The organism is Paenarthrobacter sp. A20, from assembly GCF_024168825.1.
In the GTDB taxonomy this organism is placed as follows: Bacteria; Actinomycetota; Actinomycetes; order Actinomycetales; family Micrococcaceae; genus Arthrobacter.
Map to the genome: position 1 here is coordinate 55,803 of NZ_JALJWH010000003.1, position 17,653 is coordinate 73,455.

General features: G+C 65.5%; 14 protein-coding genes and 1 riboswitch. Of the genes, 6 read left to right on the forward strand and 8 right to left on the reverse strand.

Features of this window, described 5'->3' with window-relative positions; genetic code table 11:
- Positions 1-20 precede the first annotated feature (20 nt).
- Positions 21-4,928 carry a DUF4082 domain-containing protein gene (locus J3D46_RS24420; RefSeq protein ID WP_231339890.1) on the reverse strand — a complete coding sequence of 1,636 codons (4,908 nt, stop codon included), beginning with the start codon at positions 4,926-4,928 and terminating at the stop codon, positions 21-23.
- Positions 4,929-5,445: 517 nt separating this feature from the next.
- On the opposite strand from J3D46_RS24420, the gene J3D46_RS24425 reads away from it, so the two are divergent.
- Positions 5,446-5,895, forward strand: coding sequence for a hypothetical protein (locus J3D46_RS24425; protein ID WP_253469860.1), 450 nt, complete (start codon positions 5,446-5,448; stop codon positions 5,893-5,895).
- Between the two features lie 74 nt (positions 5,896-5,969).
- Here the strand turns inward: J3D46_RS24425 and J3D46_RS24430 are convergent, their stop codons facing one another.
- The 6 genes from J3D46_RS24430 to J3D46_RS24455 form a co-directional block, all read right to left on the reverse strand.
- On the reverse strand, positions 5,970-6,581 hold the full coding sequence (locus tag J3D46_RS24430) for a copper resistance CopC family protein (RefSeq protein WP_231339888.1): 612 nt from the start codon (positions 6,579-6,581) through the stop codon (positions 5,970-5,972).
- Between the two features lie 72 nt (positions 6,582-6,653).
- Positions 6,654-7,262, reverse strand: a complete 609-nt coding sequence (locus J3D46_RS24435; protein ID WP_231339887.1) for a hypothetical protein — start codon at positions 7,260-7,262, stop codon at positions 6,654-6,656.
- A gap of 95 nt (positions 7,263-7,357) precedes the next feature.
- Positions 7,358-8,053, reverse strand: coding sequence for a thioredoxin domain-containing protein (locus J3D46_RS24440; RefSeq protein ID WP_231339886.1), 696 nt, complete (start codon positions 8,051-8,053; stop codon positions 7,358-7,360).
- The gene (locus J3D46_RS24445; protein ID WP_231339885.1) at positions 8,053-8,970 is read right to left on the reverse strand and encodes a cation diffusion facilitator family transporter; all 918 of its coding nucleotides are present in this window, start codon (positions 8,968-8,970) and stop codon (positions 8,053-8,055) included. The genes J3D46_RS24440 and J3D46_RS24445 overlap by 1 nt, the downstream gene beginning before the upstream one ends.
- Positions 8,967-9,341 (reverse strand): helix-turn-helix transcriptional regulator, encoded by a 375-nt coding sequence (locus J3D46_RS24450; protein ID WP_231339884.1) that lies wholly within the window; start codon positions 9,339-9,341, stop codon positions 8,967-8,969. Before J3D46_RS24450 ends, J3D46_RS24445 begins: the two co-directional genes overlap by 4 nt.
- 70 nt (positions 9,342-9,411) lie before the next feature.
- Positions 9,412-11,520: a cytochrome c oxidase assembly protein gene (locus tag J3D46_RS24455; RefSeq protein WP_231339883.1), complete on the reverse strand. Its 2,109-nt coding sequence runs from the start codon at positions 11,518-11,520 to the stop codon at positions 9,412-9,414.
- A gap of 221 nt (positions 11,521-11,741) precedes the next feature.
- Between J3D46_RS24455 and J3D46_RS24460 the strand changes: the two genes are divergently transcribed.
- The 5 genes from J3D46_RS24460 (at position 11,742) to J3D46_RS24480 (ending at position 16,932) form a co-directional block, all read left to right on the forward strand.
- Complete coding sequence (locus tag J3D46_RS24460) at positions 11,742-12,164, forward strand: helix-turn-helix transcriptional regulator (RefSeq protein WP_269215627.1); 423 nt, start codon at positions 11,742-11,744, stop codon at positions 12,162-12,164.
- Positions 12,165-12,209: 45 nt separating this feature from the next.
- Complete coding sequence (locus J3D46_RS24465) at positions 12,210-13,178, forward strand: cytochrome c oxidase assembly protein (RefSeq protein ID WP_231339882.1); 969 nt, start codon at positions 12,210-12,212, stop codon at positions 13,176-13,178.
- Complete coding sequence (locus J3D46_RS24470; RefSeq protein ID WP_231339881.1) at positions 13,175-14,803, forward strand: cytochrome c biogenesis protein ResB; 1,629 nt, start codon at positions 13,175-13,177, stop codon at positions 14,801-14,803. The genes J3D46_RS24465 and J3D46_RS24470 overlap by 4 nt, the downstream gene beginning before the upstream one ends.
- Positions 14,793-15,650 carry an SURF1 family protein gene (locus J3D46_RS24475; RefSeq protein ID WP_231339880.1) on the forward strand — a complete coding sequence of 286 codons (858 nt, stop codon included), beginning with the start codon at positions 14,793-14,795 and terminating at the stop codon, positions 15,648-15,650. Before J3D46_RS24470 ends, J3D46_RS24475 begins: the two co-directional genes overlap by 11 nt.
- A gap of 291 nt (positions 15,651-15,941) precedes the next feature.
- Positions 15,942-16,116, forward strand: a riboswitch (cyclic di-AMP (ydaO/yuaA leader).
- Between the two features lie 3 nt (positions 16,117-16,119).
- The gene (locus tag J3D46_RS24480) at positions 16,120-16,932 is read left to right on the forward strand and encodes a M23 family metallopeptidase (RefSeq protein ID WP_253469863.1); all 813 of its coding nucleotides are present in this window, start codon (positions 16,120-16,122) and stop codon (positions 16,930-16,932) included.
- Positions 16,933-16,960: 28 nt separating this feature from the next.
- Here the strand turns inward: J3D46_RS24480 and J3D46_RS24485 are convergent, their stop codons facing one another.
- Entirely contained in the window at positions 16,961-17,638 is a 678-nt protein-coding gene (locus J3D46_RS24485; RefSeq protein ID WP_231339878.1) for a vitamin K epoxide reductase family protein, read from the reverse strand.
- Positions 17,639-17,653: the final 15 nt, after the last annotated feature.

Sequence of the window (17,653 nt, forward strand, 5' to 3'; positions counted from 1 at the left end):
TCTGAATGTCCTTCCACGCCTCAGCAGGTTCCCAGCAGGCCGCACAGCAGGCCGCCGGACTGAGTGGGGCTCGGCGAGGGGCTGGGTGACGGGCTGGCGGTCGGACTTGGGGAGGGAGTCGCTGTCGCCGTTGCGGATGGGGCCGGCATTGCGGTCGGGGTAGGCGTGGGCGTTTGGCCGGGCGTCGCCTGTGCCTGTGCCGGTGCCGCTGCCGAGTAGAGGACGTCGACGAAGTAGTTCGTGGAGTTCCACGAGTTCGTGGGTGCAGCACCGCCGGAACCGTACAGGTAGCGGCCGTTGTTGGGCCCGGCGGCGGTGAACACGCCGCTGGCCCAGGTTTGGGAGAAGAACGCAGGCGTGTAGGCGTAGCGGCCGTTGGGCGCCAGATAGGACACGACGTACGTTTCCCCCGGAACTACGGCTACCGGGGAGGACAGCATCGCGGTTTGCCAGCCGTTCGCTGTTTCATTCGCGAAGGTCACTTGGGCCAGCCGCGTTCCCGCGGCGTTCCACAGGGAGCCAACATGGGTTCCGGTGTTTCCGGTTCCCTTGTAGAACCGGATGCCGGTGACATTGCCGGCTTCGGAGACCGTGAACGCCGTCCCCAGTTCAACCGATGACGCATCATCGGAGGCCGCTGTCTGGGGTTGGAGTTCCCCGAAGATGGAGACTTGGACAGCATCAGGGTCGGCAGTGGTGAATTGCCAGGTCGTGGTCGGCAGCGTCTGGCCCTGACGGGATTCGACGTTGCTGACGGTGACGGAGATGGCGGTGGTGCCCGGCAGGACGGCCGCCGGGGTGAACGTCAGGGTGCGGCCGTCGGCGGACAGGGCAGCACTGCCGTCAACAGGTGCCCCGTTCGCTCCCAGCGTGAACGAGGCACCCGGCTTGATGGCGGAGGAGAGCGTCAGCGCTGGTTTGACATCAACAGGGACTCCCGTGGCGTCCGGCGCAGGGGACCGGTCGGTTATCGTCAGCGGCGGCACGGCGGCCATGAAGACCAGGTCCACCAGGTAACTCGCCATCGAGGCCGTGCCGGGGAAGTCTGCGCTGTAGCTGAACGCGCCGGAATCCGGGGCCGTGCGCAGCGGCCCGCTGGCGAATCCGTCCCCGAAACCAGCCGGAGTGTAGGAGTAGGTTCCGGCGGGAGCTTTGTACGCCACGACGTATTCGGTGTTGGCTGTGATGTCGACCGGTTGGCTGAACGTTGCTGTCTGCCAGCCAACACTGGTTTCGTTGGTGAAGGTGACGGTGGCCAGAAGCTGCCCGCCGGCTGTGTACAGGGAGCCGGTGTGCGTGCCGGTGTTCCCGGCGGCCTTGTAGAACCGTACGCCGGTGACCTGGCCGGCGGTGTCGCTGGCGAACCGGACCCCCAGGGTCAGGGGCATGCCGTCGTTGACCTCCGCGACGGTGGGCGATACGGAGTCCTGATACAGCGTGCAGGGGCACGTCCCGGGCGTCCTCGGGGCAGGGACTGTGGCAAACGTCCAGGAAGCGTTGCTCAGTGGTTGCCGGGACACAGCGGTTGCCGTGACGGTGGCTGTGTACGACGTCCCGGCCGCCAGCGGCGCCGCCGGGCTGAACGTGACCTTCCTCGTCTGAGGGTCGTAGCTGGTGGACCCGGGAACGGTTGTACCGGTAGCGGCTTTTACCGTCAGGTTGACGCTGGATGCCTCAGCCGGTTCGGACAGTACCGCACTGACCTGGCTGTCCAGCGGAACGCTGGACGCGCCCGGATGCGGGGACTGGCCCGTCGGGGTGAAGGCCGGTGGTGGGACCATCACGATGACATCGACCAGGTAGCTTGCTGTTGATCGTGATCCCGGAAAGTCGCCGCTGTACGTGTAGGCGCCCGCATCCGGGCCAGCCCGCAACGGACCAACGCTCATGCCCGAACCGAATCCATTGGCCGTAGCAGAATAGGCGCCGGTCAGTGACTTGTAGGACACGATGTAGTCCGTGTTCGCAGCCATCTGGACCGGTTGGCTGAACATCGCTGTCTGCCACCCCGAGGCGCTCTCATTGGTGAACGCCACCGTGGCCAGTTGCTGCCCGGCCGCCGTGTAGAGGGCACCGTTGTGGGTGCCGGTGTTTCCGGCCGATTTGTAGAAGCGCATGCCTACTACTTCACCGGCGGAAACGCTGGAGAACCGTACGCCCAGCGTCAAGGGAACGCCGTCCTGAATCTGAGCGATGCCCGGCGTGACGGAGTCGTCAAAGAGGCTGCACGGGCAAGATCCCGGAACGGGCACTGTTGCCCCTGTTGTGAATGCCCAGGTCCCGCCTGCTGTCACCGGACCACCGAGGGTGTCTGTTCCGGCGAGCGTTGCGGTGTACTGGGTGCTGAACGTCAGTGCGTTGTTCGGGGTGAAGGTTGCCCGCCGGGTGGGTGGATCGTATGCCGTCGTGCCGCTGACAGGGCCGTCGGGGGACTGCAGGGCAAGCTGGACGCTGGAGGCGGTGACGGGTTTGGAAAACACGGCACTGACCTTGGTGTCCACCGAAACGCTGGACGAGGACGGGAACGGCGTGTGCCCGGAGACCGTCATGGGGCTGCTGTCCACCGTGCTGAACAGGGCATCGGTGAAGTAGTTGCCGCCGTTATAGCTCGACGTCGGGAATCCGGATGAGGTGGTATAGACACCGGCCGGCTCGGCCCCGAAACCCCCGGCCACCTTCAACGGGGCGTCCGTGGCGCCAAAGCTCGCCCACTGGAAATTCTGGATCGAGTACCGGCCGTTCGGCGCCCAGTAGGACACCGTATACTTCTGGCCCGCTGCGACGGGAACGGCCTGGCTGAACAGCACGGACTGCCACCCGGAGGGGGTCTCGTTCGTGAACGTCGCCGTGGCCAGACGCTCCCCGGTGGAGCTCCACAGGGACCCGGTGTGGATACCGGTGTTGGCCGCGCTCTTGTAGAAGCGGACACCGGTGATGAACCCGTCCACCGACGGCGTGAAGCGCATCCCCATCTCGTACGCGCCGCCGTCGCCCGAGTCCGCGACAGCGGGAACGGTTTGACCGAAGACGCTGTAAGGGCCGCTGAGGGCCAGGTTCCTGGTGGCGGCCGCGCCGATGTTGGCGCTGTCATCAATGGCCCGGGCCTGGATGGTTGCCGTAGCCAGACCCTTCTGGATGTACGTGTACGTCCAGTTCTGCTTGCCTTGGGCGGGGTGCCACGTGGCGCCGCCGTCGGTGGAGACCTCGACGCCCGCCACAACACCGCCGGTGTCGGCCGCGGTTCCGGTGACGGTGATGCTGGTCCCGTGCGGCACGGTCGCCCCGTCGGCGGGGGCCGTGATCGCTGCGGTGGGCGCGGTCCTGTCCGTGCTCGGGACGGCGGCAACCAGCCCGGCGGCCCGGGTGGCGGGTTGGGCGCCCATGTCGGCCAAGAGGTTGACCTGGGCCTGCCGCATCCTCGGGTCGGCTGGTGCGCCGTCGCCGTCGTGCACCTCGTCCAGGCCCCAGGTCCACTGGACGCTGCCGGCAGAGAACACCAGCGCGCCGCTGGCGGCACGGTAAAGGGTCACATGATGGGTTGTGGTCCCGGGAAGGACGGTGTTGCCGAAGTCCTGAAGGTACTGGGGCACCTCCCCGACGGTGGTGGACAACCGGACCAGACCCGGTGGGCGGAACCCGTTGTCGAGGTCTTCGTCGGACTCATATCCGACCGTGTGCGGCGCCAGCGCCGCCGAGGAACCGGCCGGCAGCGAGGCCAGAGACGTGTTCCGCCACAGCCTGGTCTTGCCTTCCTGCGAATCGACGGTCACCGGCAAATCGGAGTAGTTGGACATGTAAATGGTTCCGGTCAGCCCGTTTTCGGGCAGCCCGCCGCCGTTGGCCTGGGCAGCGAAGCGCGGGTCACGCCAGGTGCCGGTCCATTCGGGGCTGGGGTCGATCTTTTCGTTGGCCCAGGTTTCCTTGTAGGAGGTCAGGGTCCGGCCAGCCGTACCGTCCACGGGGGAAGGCTCGAAGCGGGTGCGCCAGTACCCCTCATTACCTGAAAGGAACTGCAGGTTCACCCCGGCATCGCGGGCGGCGGTGATGTTCGCCCGTTGCTGGCCCGACCAGTATTCGTCATGCCCGACCGAGAGGAAGACCCTGTGGTTGAGCAACTGGGCCCCGCTCCGGTCGGTGTCGAGGCCGCTGATGTAGCTGACGTCATAGCCGTTCTGTTCCAGGAACCGCACCATCGGGTATTCGTTGGCGAAGAAGAAATCCCGGCCGTCCGGCCCGCCCCGGGTTGCCACCGGGCGGTTGTAGCTGACCTTGTACGCCCGGCCGTTCACGCCCTGATAAAAGTCCGAGCCCCCGTAGGAGTTATACGCCTGCCAGGACGGATCCGAAGTCTGGAAAACAACGTCCGAACGGCTGCCGTCAGCGCGCACAATGAAGGTGATGTGGCTTTGCCCGCCCGTGTCCGGCCTGGTCAGGAGCGCGACGTAGACACCGGAGACGGCCGTGGCCGGCACCTGCCACGTAGCCGACACCGCCCACGTGCCGCAGTCATACAATCCCGTGCTGAGGTCGTTCAGGCACTGGGGCTGGTTTTGGCGTAAGGCAGACGGGGTCACGTCGGCAACCTTGCGGGCACCGTCGCCGCCGTACCAGCCGGTGCGGTAGATCGCGATGGTGTAGCTGGGTGCGGGTGTGTCGATCTTGAAACGGACCGGCTGCCCGGCGTTGACGCTGATCTCGGTGGAGAACCCCTGGATGCTGTCATCGCCCGGGCCGGAAATGTCCCACTCCGAGGCCGGGTTGCCGGGCTTGGAGTTCTCGCACACCACCGGATTGACCACAGGATCACACGGACCTGCCGCGAAAGCCGCCGGAACCGTGAACGGAAGCAAAGCGGCAACCAGCATCAGGACCAAGGGCACGACCAAACGCTTCAGGACTGGCTGCGGGGTGGCTGAAGGACCGGACATAGGAACTCCTGGAGTGGACACGCCTGTTGCGAGATGAGGCCGCACTGTCCGCGCGGTCCCTGCTTGCCGCTCCCCAGCCAGGGTCAAACCAAGATCTTCAGTTATGAACACTCAGGTACTGTGCTTGGCTCGTCGTTCCGGAAGAACTGGACCGGATCCGACGTCAGAGCTAATCCAAGCCCAACGACGGATCATCGGAGCGAATCCGCCAAGTAACCCTTGGGACGCAGTGTAAAGGTCCGCCCGGCCGCCTCACAAGGCCTCCCCGAACAAACCCACACGCTGAGGTACTCCCAGGCCCGGCATCCGAGTCGAAACCGGCCATGACTCCACCCAACCATCGTCCTTTGCCACTCGCGGGGGAGCGAACCATCCGCGGGGCATTTCGTGCAGATCTTCCGGTTTTCTCGCTGCTGCCGCGACCCGGGGATCACCCGCCAGAACATATGAAAGTATGTTCATATATTGTTTTGCGGTTGAACCGCAGCACCCATTCTCTGAGGAGCCACGTAACCTGATGATTTCCCATACCGACTCGAGCCTGCCCGCGGCACCGGCGGAGGCCGCCAGGATGCCGATTGGAGCCCGTCGCCTCGTGCTCATCGGAGGGCTCTGCATTCCCGTAGGTCTGGTTGCCGGCCCGTACCTTTTCGGACTGCAGCTGGTGGCAGTTGCGGGGGCCGTCGCGGTGGCTGTGGCCTTGTCCTATCGGCGGGGGCCGGTATGGTTTTCCCGCTGGTCCTGGCTGGCAGCGGCAGCCGGTGCGCTCTGGGTGATCGCCACGGTCGGGTACTGGCTGAGCATCATGGCTGCCGTGGACGGTACCTCGGCGCCGTCCAGCCTACCGACGGTGTTGTTCTATGTAGGTTTGGCAGCCCTGGGAGTCATGGCTGTGGGTACCATCGCGGGCTGGATCTCACGCTTCCTGGCCGATCGGCACGCCCACGCCCCGGCCGCAGGGCAGTAGCACATCCGCCCCTGGGCCCGGGGATCAGTTCCCCGGAGCCCAGAGACGGGTGTCCTCAGATTTCGTGCGGTTCGCTAAGCTCCCGCGCCCTTATCCCTGCGCCTGCGGATGATGAAGAAGGCAGCGGCGACAACCGCAAGGATGGCCGCGGCAATGCCTACGGCTACGGGAGCGTTGCTGTCGTCGGGTTTGATCTGCTCCGGTGCCGTTTGGGCCGCCGGCGCAGGGGTGCTGGTGGCCGTTTCCGCGGCCGTGGTCGGCGCCGTCGATGGTGTGGCGGCAACGGCCTGGGCAGGATCCTGGACGGTGAAGGAGTAGTTGCCTTCGATGGGGTGCCCATCGGAGGAAACCGTGCGCCAGAGGACCTTGTAGACGCCATTGGCTCCTGCAGTGATGGCTGTGGAAATGGTCGGGCCCTCCACGGTGACCTTGCCGTCACTGAGGGTCTTGCCCGTCTCATCGGTGACGGTGATGACGCTCAGGTTCAGCTGCTCTGTGTCCAGAGGAGGCTCCGAGAGCGTCAGGGACACGCTGCCGGGGGCTGCGGTGACCGTGGTGTCCTTCGCCGGCACGGTGGATTCCAAGGCGTCGTGGGCCAGCGCCGGCGTGGCGGCGAAAGCCGGGATGAGGAAGGCAGCGGCGATAGCCAGCCGGAGGCGGAGGCGTCGGGGATTATGGGGTTTCATGATGGATTCTGCAATTCTGCTGGAGCTAAAAAAGGGGACCGGGCAGTGGCCGGGACGTCCTGAAACACATGCTCAGTACGTGCCGGCGAACGCGCACAGCGGAGGTCCCCGCACGGGCGGTCGGAGCAGAACCTTCCACCGCAGAGAGAGGGTCTCGGCCGCAATGAGCGGAACATAACGGCACCCCGGGATTGCAGACGGTTCAAGCGTTTCCACCAAGGGCCGCAGCCAGCCCGCCAAGGCCCACAGTGCGGATTCCCCCCGCGCCATCAGAACAGCGGTAACGAGAACCGCGGCCACGTGCATGCCGAGCATTCCGAGGCTGGCATCTGCGCTCAGGTGGTCATGCGGCGCCCCCGCGGCGACGCTTCCCGTGCCGCCGGGCAATCCACCGTGGTGGGCGACGGCGGGTGTGGGCGTCCCGGGTCCGGACAACGCCGAGAAGGCCAGGTGCAGCGTCGCCTGACCAATGCCAAGATATGCGGCCAGGGCGGGGGCCGTCATTTTCCGGCCCGCCAACATTACTGCCGACAGCGCAACGACAGCTGCCAGAGCGGTCATCACCGGAAAGGCCGGGAGTTCACCGCCGGCCAGGACATGCGCTGCGACCGCCAATGTCAGGACCGTCACCGCAACCGCAGTGGCTCTGGGGATGCGGAATGGTGCACGCGCAGAAGTCATCGCGCACCACTCCTTTCGGGGAAACTATTTGTTCTACGTTATGTAGAATGCCGATGTTGGGGCAATAATGCCCGGTACACCTGTGCTGCTGGCCTCTATTTTGCGGCGTCTGCGAGCAGCTGCCGGAATTGTTCTTCGGTTTGCAAGGTCAACATTTCGCCGTTGAGGAAGAACGTCGGAGTTCCCTTGACCCCGAGAGCGGTGCCGTCGGCGATGTCTTTCTTGATCCGTTCCTTGGTCTTGTCATCGGCCACGGCGGCGTCATAGGCTGCCAGGTCCAGTCCGAGATCCTGGGCGAAGGTGCGGAACAGCGGCGCCTGGGACTCGGTCTTCTCGCCCCACTGCGGCTGGGTTTCGAACATCTTGGCATACATTTGCTCGTATTTGCCCTGCTGGGCGGCGGCTTCCACAGCGAGGGCTGCGGTGGCTGAGTTACGGTGCGCCGGCAAGGGGAAGTAGCGGTTGACGAAGGTGATCCGGTCACCGAATTCCTTCTTCAGTTCCTCCACCAACGGCTGTGCGGCAAGGCACGCTTCGCATTCGAAGTCCAGGAATTCCACCAGCTGGGCTTTTTCCGTGGTTGGAGAGGTGACGCGGTGGCTGTCGTCGCGGACCAGTTGGGCTTCTGCGGCGGCAGCCGGCGTCTGGGCGGCCGGGGCGGGCTTGTTCAGCGTGAACACTGTGTACCAGATCACCCCGACGGCGACGAGGACGGCCAGCAGGACCCAGATGAAGACCCTGGCTTTCTTGGCGGTGTCCATGGGAGGGGGAGGGGTTTTGGTTTGTGTCATCAGTGGTGGATGCTTTCCTGGTCGCGGTGGGAGGCGGGTTCGATCTGGAAGGTGGAGTGTTCGACGCTGATGTCGAAGTGCTGGGCCACGCAGTCCTGCAGGTCCGCCAGAATGCTGGCGGCATGCCCGTCGGTCATGCAGTTGTCCTCGACGGTGACGTGGGCGGACAGGACCGGGGTTCCGGAGGCCACGAGGGAGGCATGAAGGTCGTGTACGTCGATGACGTGGGGCAGGGCCAGGATGTGCTCCCGCACCTTGGCCAGGTCCAGGCCTTTGGGCGTGGATTCCATGAGCACGTTCACGGTGTCGCGGAGAAGTTTGAGGGTGCGCGGGATGATCAGCACGCCGATCAGCAAGGACACCAGGGCGTCAGCCTGAAGCCATCCGGTCAGAGCAATGATGATGGCGGCGGCGATGACGGCGACGGACCCGAGGGCGTCGTTGAGGACCTCCAGGAAGGCTGCCTTCATGTTGAAGTTGTGGTTCCGCCCGGAGGCCAGGATTATCAGGCCGATGGCATTGCCGGCCAGACCGATGATGCCGAACCAGAGCATGGTGGATTCGCCGATTTCCGGGGGCTCGAAGAGCCGTCGGATGCCTTCGACGATGACGAAACCGCCGACAGCCAGCAGCAGCGCGGCCTGCCCGGCGGCGGCAATGATTTCGGCGCGCTTGTAACCCCAGGTGCGCTTCAGTGTGGCCGGTTTCAACGCCAGGGACGCGGCAATGAGGGCGATCAGCAGCCCGGCCGAGTCGGTGAACATGTGGCCGGCGTCGGCCAGCAGCGCCAGGCTGCCGGTCAGCGCGGAGCCGATGATCTCGGCAATCATCACCGTGAAGGTGATGGCAAAAACGGCGATGAGTTTGCCGCGCCGGGAGGTTGCCTCGGCGGCGTGGTCGTGCTCGTGACCGCTCATGAGTGGACCTCCAGAACGTCGGCGGAAACGGGGCCGGTGGTGGTGTCCTGGTCGCATTCGGGTTCGGCGCAGCCGCAGATGGTGTCCACGGTCAGGATGGTGCCCAGCAGGTCATCCAGCGCGTGGGCCAGTTTCGCGTCGGCGAGTTCGTAGCGGACCCGGCGCCCTGCCGGCTCCGCGGCGACCAGGCCGCAGTCCCGCAGGCAGGCCAGATGGTTGGAGAGGATCTGGCGGCTGACCCCGATGCTCTCAGCCAGATCCGAGGGGAACGCCGGACCGTCCTTGAGCTGCAGCAGGACCGCGGCCCTGGTCGGGTCCGCGAGGGCTTTCCCGAACCGGGCCAACACGTCAATCGTGGAAAGTATGCGCATACCCGTTATGTTACAGAATTTCTTGGATTCAGGAAGTTCTGTACTGATTCTTTTCCACGCTTTGCCCTGACTAGCCGTTGCTGTCATGGCCCCGGTTCCTGGTGTCGCGTTCCTCCAGTTGGGCGAGCATGGCATTGTAGGCGTCCAGGTCCGCATCGTTGGTGCGGATAGCCGCCCTGTCACTGCGCCGCATTTCGCGGGCGTCCGAACGTGACCACATGACGGCCACGCCAATGGCAATCAGCAAGGTCGGGACTTCGCCGATGCCCCAGGTAATCGCACCGGCCATCTGCTGGTCCTCCAAGGGCGGGGCGCCCCATTCACGGCCCAATTCGGTGAACCACTCGGGTTGGATCAGGGTGGTTGACCCCATCAGCGTGACGCCGAAGAAGGCGTGGAAGGCCATCGTGGCCAGCAGCAGCAGCAGCCGGAGCGGGTAGGGTGCGCGGCGCGGGACGGGGTCGGTGCCGATCATCGACAGGACGAACAGGTAGCCGGTAATCACGAAGTGGACCGTCATGAGTTCGTGCCCGACGTGCTCCCTAAGTGCGAAGCCGAAGGCGTCGGAGTAGTAGAACAGGACGATGGATCCGGCGAAATTGGCGGCGACGAACAAGGGGTGGGTCACGATGGCCGCCACCCGGGAATGGATCAGGGCCATGAGCCACTCGCGTGGTCCGCGGGACCCGTCGCGGCGGGGTGTCAGTGTCCGCAGTGCCAGGGTGACCGGGGCTCCGAGGACGAGGAAGACCGGAACGACCATGGTCAGGGCCATGTGGTCGAGCATGTGGGCGCTGAACAGGATCCGCCCATACACGGACGGCCCGCCCGAGGTGAAGAACACCAGCGCTGCCAGGCCCACGAGCCAGGCTACGCTGCGGATCCACGGCCAGCTGTCTCCGCGGCGGCGCAGACGCTGCGCCGCGCGCAGATAGAGGTACGCGGCGAACACGGCGAAGGCGATCCAGAGCCAGTCCGGCCGCCAGATGGTGAACCAGCGTTCGGGTGTCAGTTCCGGTGGCAGGAGGTATCCGGTGAGAATCTCCGCGGGCGTCAGGGCCGGCCGGATGTCTTCCCCGGCCGGTGGCGGGGTCCGGCTCAGGGCGGCGGCGAGCCCGCTGACGGCGCCCATGATCAGCAGTTCCACCACAATGAAGCGCCACAGCAACCGGTTGGCTTGGCCGGTCCGGTTCTTCACGCTGAGGGCGGGAATAAGCCTTTTCCGGTGCAGGTATCCGATGGCCCCCAAGGCGATGGCCGCCGTCGTCTTCGCGATGAGCAGAACCCCGTAGGGGGAGGCAATGCCGGCCGGCAGCTCGATGCGGATGGCGGCATTGATGATTCCCGAAGCCACGACGAGGACAAAGGCGAAGCCGGCCAGGGTGGAAAACCGTTTGAGGACTTCTGCGGTGTCTTTGCCGAAGGCCGTCCCGCCCACGGCCAGTGCGATCAGGCCGCCCAGCCATAGGCACACCCCGACCAGGTGCAGACCCAAGGAGTTGATGGCCTGCTCGTGATCGTTGCCGCCGGCGGCGTGGCCGATCAGCACCACCGGCACCAGACCGCCCACCGCGAGCAGGGCTGCGGCGGCCAGCCCGGCGCTGGAGCGCACGCCAAAGGTCAGGGTGGCAACGACCGCGGCGATGATGACGACCCACAGCCAGGCCGCGCCGTTGGGAAGCTCAGTGATGTAGGAGACGATCTGGGCCGCGAACTCGCGGCTGCCCGAAACCGGCACCCCGGCAATATCGGCGAAGCTGAACACCAGCACCGCCCCGGCCGAAAGAGTCCAGACCAGGCTCGCCACCGAGGCCAGCACCATGATCCGGCTGAACGCCGGATGCTCATCAGCGGCCGCGATCTCCGCCGCGGATAGGTCCGCCGTGCGGGACCCGGATCCGCGGCCCTTGCGGCCCCGCAGTACCGGCGGCACGATGAAGGCCGCGAAGAACAGGGCGCCGATGGTGGCCGCAGCTGCTACGTTCTGCACTGTCTGGGCCACGCCGTAGCCCCACCGGACCAAAGCGCCGGGATCCCGGGTTTCCGCCGGCAAGGTCCCCCTGCCGTAGGCCGTCGCCACCAGGACCACGATCACGGCGATCACGCCGGCCGCGGCCAGCCACCGCAATTTCGGCGAGGTGGTTGGGCTGCCGCTGGCAGCGGGGGCTTTCAAAGCCACAATGGTTCCTTAACGCTGGTCCCGTACCTGCCCCTCCATGGCCTGGGAGTCAGGCGGCGCCGATGCAGTCCGGCGCCATTCAAGATTATCTGTAGAGTTGTTCAGACGTTAATCGGTGGCCGACGGACACCTTCCGATCCAGGCAGTACGGCCTGGTCAGGCACGGACCGCACGTCAGAAGGCAAATGCGACGCATTAGCAGGTAGAGGTAGTCTTAATGAATGACCGGAACAGCACAGGCAACGCCGACGCCCAGCCAGCCGGGCAGCGACTGCGCCGTTCGGCTGGTCGATGCCGAAAAGGTCGAGGCCGTCCGGTCCCGAATGCCAGCGGACACGGACGTGACGGATCTCGCGGTGATTTTCGGGCTGCTCTCGGACCCGGGACGGGTCAGGATCCTCATCGCGCTGCTCGAAGGGGAGATGTGTGTGTGCGATTTGGCCGCCACCACAGGGTTGAGCGAATCCGGTGTTTCCCATGCGCTGCGCCTGCTGCGCGGCCCGCGGGTGGTGCAGGTCCGTCGGGCCGGCCGGATGGCCTACTATTCATTGGCCGACTCGCACGTGCGCATGCTGCTCGATCTAGGTCTCACGCACGTCGGACACGCCGGTCTGGACCGCCTGAAAATGGTCAGCAACAACTAACTTACGCCCCTGACCAGGCCGCCGTGGCCGGACGGGGTCACTGATATGGGTGAGCCTGGAGTAGAGGGCCCGGTATGGCTCCCCTCGTTGCCGCCTTCGCTGGGGGAGTATCTCGCACCGAACCTGCAGCCTGTTCCCCTGATCCCTGCCCTGACACTGCTGGCCGCGGTCCTCTACCTCGCCGGCGCGATCAGTCTCTGGCGGCAGGGCCGGCACTGGTCCCCGATACGCACCGCCTCGTTCCTGTTCGGCTGCCTGGCCATCATCGTCGTCATGGGAGCCGGAATTGAAGGGTACGGGCTGCGGATGTTCTCCATTTTCATGTTCCAGCAGCTGACCCTGATGATGGCTGTCCCGCCCCTGCTGGTCATAGGATCCCCCGGTACCTTGCTGCTGAGGGCGACCCCGCACAACCTGCTGGGCCGGCCGGTCCTAAAGCTTGCCCTCTGGGGCCTTCGGTCGCGTGCGGGCCGGTGGGCCATTCACCCGGCCTTCATGGTGCCGCTGTTCCTGCTCAGCTTCTACGGGGTCTATTTTTCCGGGCTCGCGGACCTGCTGCTGCCGAACTGGTATGGCCATGTGGGGCTGGAATTGTTGTTCCTGGCCGCGGGCATCCTCTTCACGGTGCCGCTGATTTCCGCTGACCCGCTGCCGAGCAGGCAGACACACTTCGGCCGGTTGTTGGACATCTTTGCCGAGATGCCGCTGCATGCCTTTTTCGGTGTCGTGATCATGATGGCCACCGCGCCCATGGTCAAGTTTTTCGCCGCGCCGCCGGAGAGCTGGAACGTGGACCCCATGCAGGACCAAGGACTGGCCGGCGGGCTGGCCTGGTCCTACGGGGAGCTGCCGGGAGTGCTGTTGTTGATGTTCATCCTGGTTCGCTGGCAACGGGACGAGGCCCGGGGCTGGGTCAAATCCGAACGCAAGGCTGCGGTAGCGGGGGACCCTGACCTGGACGCCTACAACGAATACCTGCAACAACTGGCCAACCGCCCGGTGCGCCGACGATGACATTACCTGACACTTCAACACCGGCCGCCGATCAGGCGCAGCACCCCGTATTGCCGGCATTGGGGCCCTGTGGGATGCTGCGCTGGGCCTGGCGGCAGCTGACCAGCATGCGAACGGCCCTGTTCCTGCTGCTCCTGCTCGCAGTGGCCGCCGTGCCGGGCTCGCTGTTCCCGCAACGATCAGCCAATCCCGCCCTCGTTACCCGGTACATCAAGGACAACCCGGCCTACGGGCCGGTCCTGGACGTGCTGCAGATGTTCGATGTCTACTCCTCCGTGTGGTTCTCAGCCATCTACATCCTGCTCTTCATCTCCCTGATCGGCTGTGTCGTTCCCAGGGCCCGCACCCACTACAAAGCCTTGCGCTCCCAGCCGCCACGTACCCCAAAACGGCTCTCCCGGCTGCCCGAGTATGGCACCTTGATCCTGCCCGCTGGGGACGGGATCACCGCGGCCGCCGCGATAGCGGACGCCGCGGACGTGCTGAGGAAGCGCGGCTACCGGGTCGAGGTCAGGGACCGGGATGGGCTGCGTCCCTCTCTGGGTGCCGAGCGTGGGTTTTTGAAGGAGGCCGGCAACCTGGTGTTCCACACCTCGCTGATCGGGGTGCTGGTGTGTGTGGCCATCGGCGGGATGTTCGGCTATCGGGGACAGAAGATCCTCATCGAAGGCGGCACTTTCGTCAATACCCTGGTCAGCTACGATGCCTTCACCCCGGGAATCAACTTCAACACCGCCTGGCTGGATCCTTTCGCCGTCACTTTGGAGAGCTTCGAGGTCCGTTTCGACAGGGAATCACGCCAGCAGTTCGGCCAGCCGATCGACTTCACCGCCGAGCTGAGCACCAAGGACGGAGCGGAGTCCCCGGCACGGGAACAGACCCTGAAAGTCAACGAACCAGTCTATTTCGGTGAAACCGGGGTGTTCTTGGTCGGCAACGGCTACGCCCCGGTCGTCACCGTCAAGGACGGCACCGGGAAAACCGCCTTCAGCGGTCCCGTGGTGTCCATCCCCAACGACGGGGTCTACACCTCTTCGGTGGTCCTCAAGGTCCCGGACGCCGCACCATCCCAGCTGGGCTTTGTCGGGTTCTTCCTGCCCTCGGCCATCAAGAACGACCAGGGCGTGTCCTACAGCTTCGACCCCGATCCCCTGAACCCGCAGCTGAGCCTGAACTCGTACTACGGGGACCTCGGGCTGGACACCGGAGCGCCGCAAAACGTGTACGTCCTGGACGTGGCCAAGCTGACCCAACTCAACGGCAGGGACCTTCCCGCCGGCGGCATCACGCTTCAACCCGGTGCAACGTACACGCTGCCCGAAGGCAAGGGAAGCATCAGCTTCGACGGGCTTAAACGCTACATCGGGGTGGATGTACGCAGTACCCCCGCCCAGGGCTGGGTGCTGGTATTTTCGCTGCTGGCCGTGGCAGGGCTCATGGTCTCCCTGTATGTGAACCGGCGCCGGGTATGGGTCCGCGCCGGCACCCACGTGGACGGCAGGACGATGGTCGAATACGGCCTTCTGGCCCGCGGAGAAGACCACCGCCTAGCCGCCGAGGCGACGGCGATCCGCGCACTGTTGGCACGGCAATGGCAGCTCCAGGAGGAACAGGATGGCGTATAGGTTCCTTCTGTCCTGGCGTTGGGCGGGTTGGCTGCTGCTGGCCGCATTATTCGCCGCGGCATGCATTGGGCTGGGGAACTGGCAGATGGAGCGCCGGAATCAGACCGTGACCGAAATCCGCAGGGTCCAGCAGAACTACGACAGAACCCCGGTGCCGTTCCAGGATGCCCGCGCCTCCTTTGACGTCGCCGACCCCGACGCGAAGTGGAGAACGGTTGTAGTGTCAGGGCGGTACCTTGCCGAGGACCAGAGAATCATCAGGAACCGACCCAACAATTCCGTTGCCGGATACGAGGTAGTGGTGCCGCTCCGGCTTGCTTCCGGTGAAACGATCGCAGTCAACCGGGGCTGGCTGCCGATCGGCAACACCCGGCCCGGGTACCCCGATGCCGTGCCCGCACCACCAGCGGGAGAAGTCTCGGCGGTCGTACGGATCAAACCCTCCGAGCCCGATCTGGGTCGTGACGCACCCGAGGGCCAGTTGGCCAGCATCGACCTGTCCTATTACGCGAGCCAGCTGGGGTACCCGTTGCTGGCAGGCAGCTACGGGGTCATGGCCTCGGAGTCCCCGCAGCCTGCCACAGTCCCGCAACCACTCGCCCCGCCGGCCGTCAAGGAAGGCTCGAACCTGTCCTACGCCCTGCAGTGGATCACCTTCGGCGTCTTGGCCTTCGTGGGTTTCGGGTACATGGCACGGCAGCAGGCCCGCATGCACCGTGAGGAACGGGACATGCCCGACGAATCCGCGGAGACCGCAAGCACCGCCCAGCAACCCCGTGCTCCCGCCCCGCGCAAACGCTCCCGCGTCGAGGAAGAAGACGCCCTGCTGGACTCGATGGGACTCTGACCAGGCACGGCAGGCCCGACGGGAGAGGGTGCCCCGGAACGGCTAGGGCATCCCCGGCCAGGCGGAGATCACCCGGTGTGCCGGGAACGATCCCATGGCCGGGATCGTTGACCCCTTAGCTGCAAATCTGAAGATACGGTCAAGCGTCTCAGAACAGCACCGAGCCGGGCGTCCCTGACCGAGGCCGACAACCCCTAAGTCACGAAATTGTAACGATGATGCTTTGCAGCTACTATTAATTCAGGTTTTTCTGTATTGAGACCCTTGATGCCCCGCGCTGGACCCCGCCGGGGGCATCAAACGACTATCCCTTTTTGACGGCGGGGGTGGAGGACCCAGAATCGGCAGCAAGCCTGCCTTGGGGTGAAGCCGTGATGTCGGTGGCCTGAAAGCCGCCGGGCACGGCCGGGCATTTTTCCTTGGCCCGAACCCGACAGCTAACTTCGCAGGCGAACCGAAAGGATCCCCCTTGCCTTCTGTACCCCCCCATGGCCGCCGCCGAAAACCAACCTCCGGATTCGCGCCCCGCACGGCCGTCTCGATGAAATCCCCCACTACCGGCCGTCACCGGCCCCTGCCAGAGGCAGAAGCGCGGGGGAGCCGGCGCAAACAGGTCACGGCCGCCGCTACGCTGAGCGTCGCCGCGCTGTTGACCGCAGCGCTCACTGCCGCCCATGCCGGGCCGGCCCCCACCAGCACAGCCCTCGCGGTGCAGGCATCGGGGACGGCAGCTGCCGGCGCGCCCGTCCAAGCCCCCGTGGGGGCTTCCATCAGTTATGAACGCCCGGCTGTCACCACACAGCAGGCACCGTTGCCGGTACCGGCCAAGACCCCCATAGCTGCTGCCGGCGCGGCCGCGCCGACGACCCCGGCGGCCTCCCCGGCCGCTGCCGCGGCCCGGTTGGGGGCGCCGCTGGCCAGCATGTCGGTCACTTCTCCGTTCGGTATCCGCACCAGCCCGATCTCGGGCACCGGGGAGCTGCACACCGGCCTGGACCTCGTGGCAGCCTGCCAGGTAGCGGTGTTCGCCGCCGGAGCCGGGACCGTCGTGGAGGCCGGATGGTCCCCCTACGGTGGCGGGAACAGGATTGTGGTGGACCACGGCAACGGCCTGAAGAGCACCTACAACCACCTCGCCGCCATCGAAACTTCCGTGGGCGCGACCGTAACCGCCGGCCAGCGGCTGGCCGCGGCCGGAACCACCGGCAACTCCACCGGATGCCACCTGCACTTCGAGGTACTCCTGAACGGGCAGACCGTGAACCCGCAGGGATGGATGTAAGCCTCGCCCATCGCCTTGGTTGTCAGGGTCAGAGTCCTGATGTGCCCAGGAAGACGTGGCTGAAGGCGAAGAAGATGGTTGCGGTAACAGCCACGTAGAGCAGCGCGGTAATGATCCAGCCAAATTCGCCGACAACGCGGGCCGCGCCGGCGGGTACTTTGATGACTCCATGGGTGATGTTCCGGGCCGTGACCCAGACGAACAGGGGAATCATTGCCGCCCAGACAATCATGCAGAAGGGGCAGAGGATGTGGATCGAGTACAGGGCCTGGGACCATAGCCACACGACGAAGGCAAACCCCAGCGTGACACCGGCCTGCAGCCCGGCCCAGTACCAGCGGGCGAAAGTTGCCCCGGAAAGCAGCGCCATGCCCGTGGTGATGATGACGGCGAACGCCACGATCCCGATGAACATGTTGGGGAATCCGAAAACGGAACTCTGCCAGGTCTGCATGACCTGGCCGCAGGAAATCCAGGGATTGACGTCGCAGACGGTTTTGTAGCCTGGGTCTTTGAGTACCTCGAGTTTCTCCAGGACCAGGGCGCCGGAGGCGAGCCAGCCGATGACGCCGGTGATGACCAGGAGCCAGCCAAAGGGCTTGTCGCGGGTCATGCGGGGAATATCCGGCCCAAGCTGGGCTGCGACTGAGGCAGCGCCAGGGTCTGAGGTGGTCACGTTCGCGGCGGATTTCGCGGTGCTGGTCATGGCAGAAGTCCTTTA

What these genes read in the sequence shown, in the direction of transcription:
- J3D46_RS24420 (WP_231339890.1), bottom strand. Translation starts at nt 4,928, where the DNA reads ATGTCCGGTCCTTCAGCCACCCCGCAGCCAGTCCTGAAGCGTTTGGTC.
- J3D46_RS24425 (WP_253469860.1), top strand. Translation starts at nt 5,446, where the DNA reads ATGATTTCCCATACCGACTCGAGCCTGCCCGCGGCACCGGCGGAGGCC.
- J3D46_RS24430 (WP_231339888.1), bottom strand. Translation starts at nt 6,581, where the DNA reads ATGAAACCCCATAATCCCCGACGCCTCCGCCTCCGGCTGGCTATCGCC.
- J3D46_RS24435 (WP_231339887.1), bottom strand. Translation starts at nt 7,262, where the DNA reads ATGACTTCTGCGCGTGCACCATTCCGCATCCCCAGAGCCACTGCGGTT.
- J3D46_RS24440 (WP_231339886.1), bottom strand. Translation starts at nt 8,053, where the DNA reads ATGACACAAACCAAAACCCCTCCCCCTCCCATGGACACCGCCAAGAAA.
- J3D46_RS24445 (WP_231339885.1), bottom strand. Translation starts at nt 8,970, where the DNA reads ATGAGCGGTCACGAGCACGACCACGCCGCCGAGGCAACCTCCCGGCGC.
- J3D46_RS24450 (WP_231339884.1), bottom strand. Translation starts at nt 9,341, where the DNA reads ATGCGCATACTTTCCACGATTGACGTGTTGGCCCGGTTCGGGAAAGCC.
- J3D46_RS24460 (WP_269215627.1), top strand. Translation starts at nt 11,742, where the DNA reads ATGACCGGAACAGCACAGGCAACGCCGACGCCCAGCCAGCCGGGCAGC.
- J3D46_RS24465 (WP_231339882.1), top strand. Translation starts at nt 12,210, where the DNA reads ATGGGTGAGCCTGGAGTAGAGGGCCCGGTATGGCTCCCCTCGTTGCCG.
- J3D46_RS24470 (WP_231339881.1), top strand. Translation starts at nt 13,175, where the DNA reads ATGACATTACCTGACACTTCAACACCGGCCGCCGATCAGGCGCAGCAC.
- J3D46_RS24475 (WP_231339880.1), top strand. Translation starts at nt 14,793, where the DNA reads ATGGCGTATAGGTTCCTTCTGTCCTGGCGTTGGGCGGGTTGGCTGCTG.
- J3D46_RS24485 (WP_231339878.1), bottom strand. Translation starts at nt 17,638, where the DNA reads ATGACCAGCACCGCGAAATCCGCCGCGAACGTGACCACCTCAGACCCT.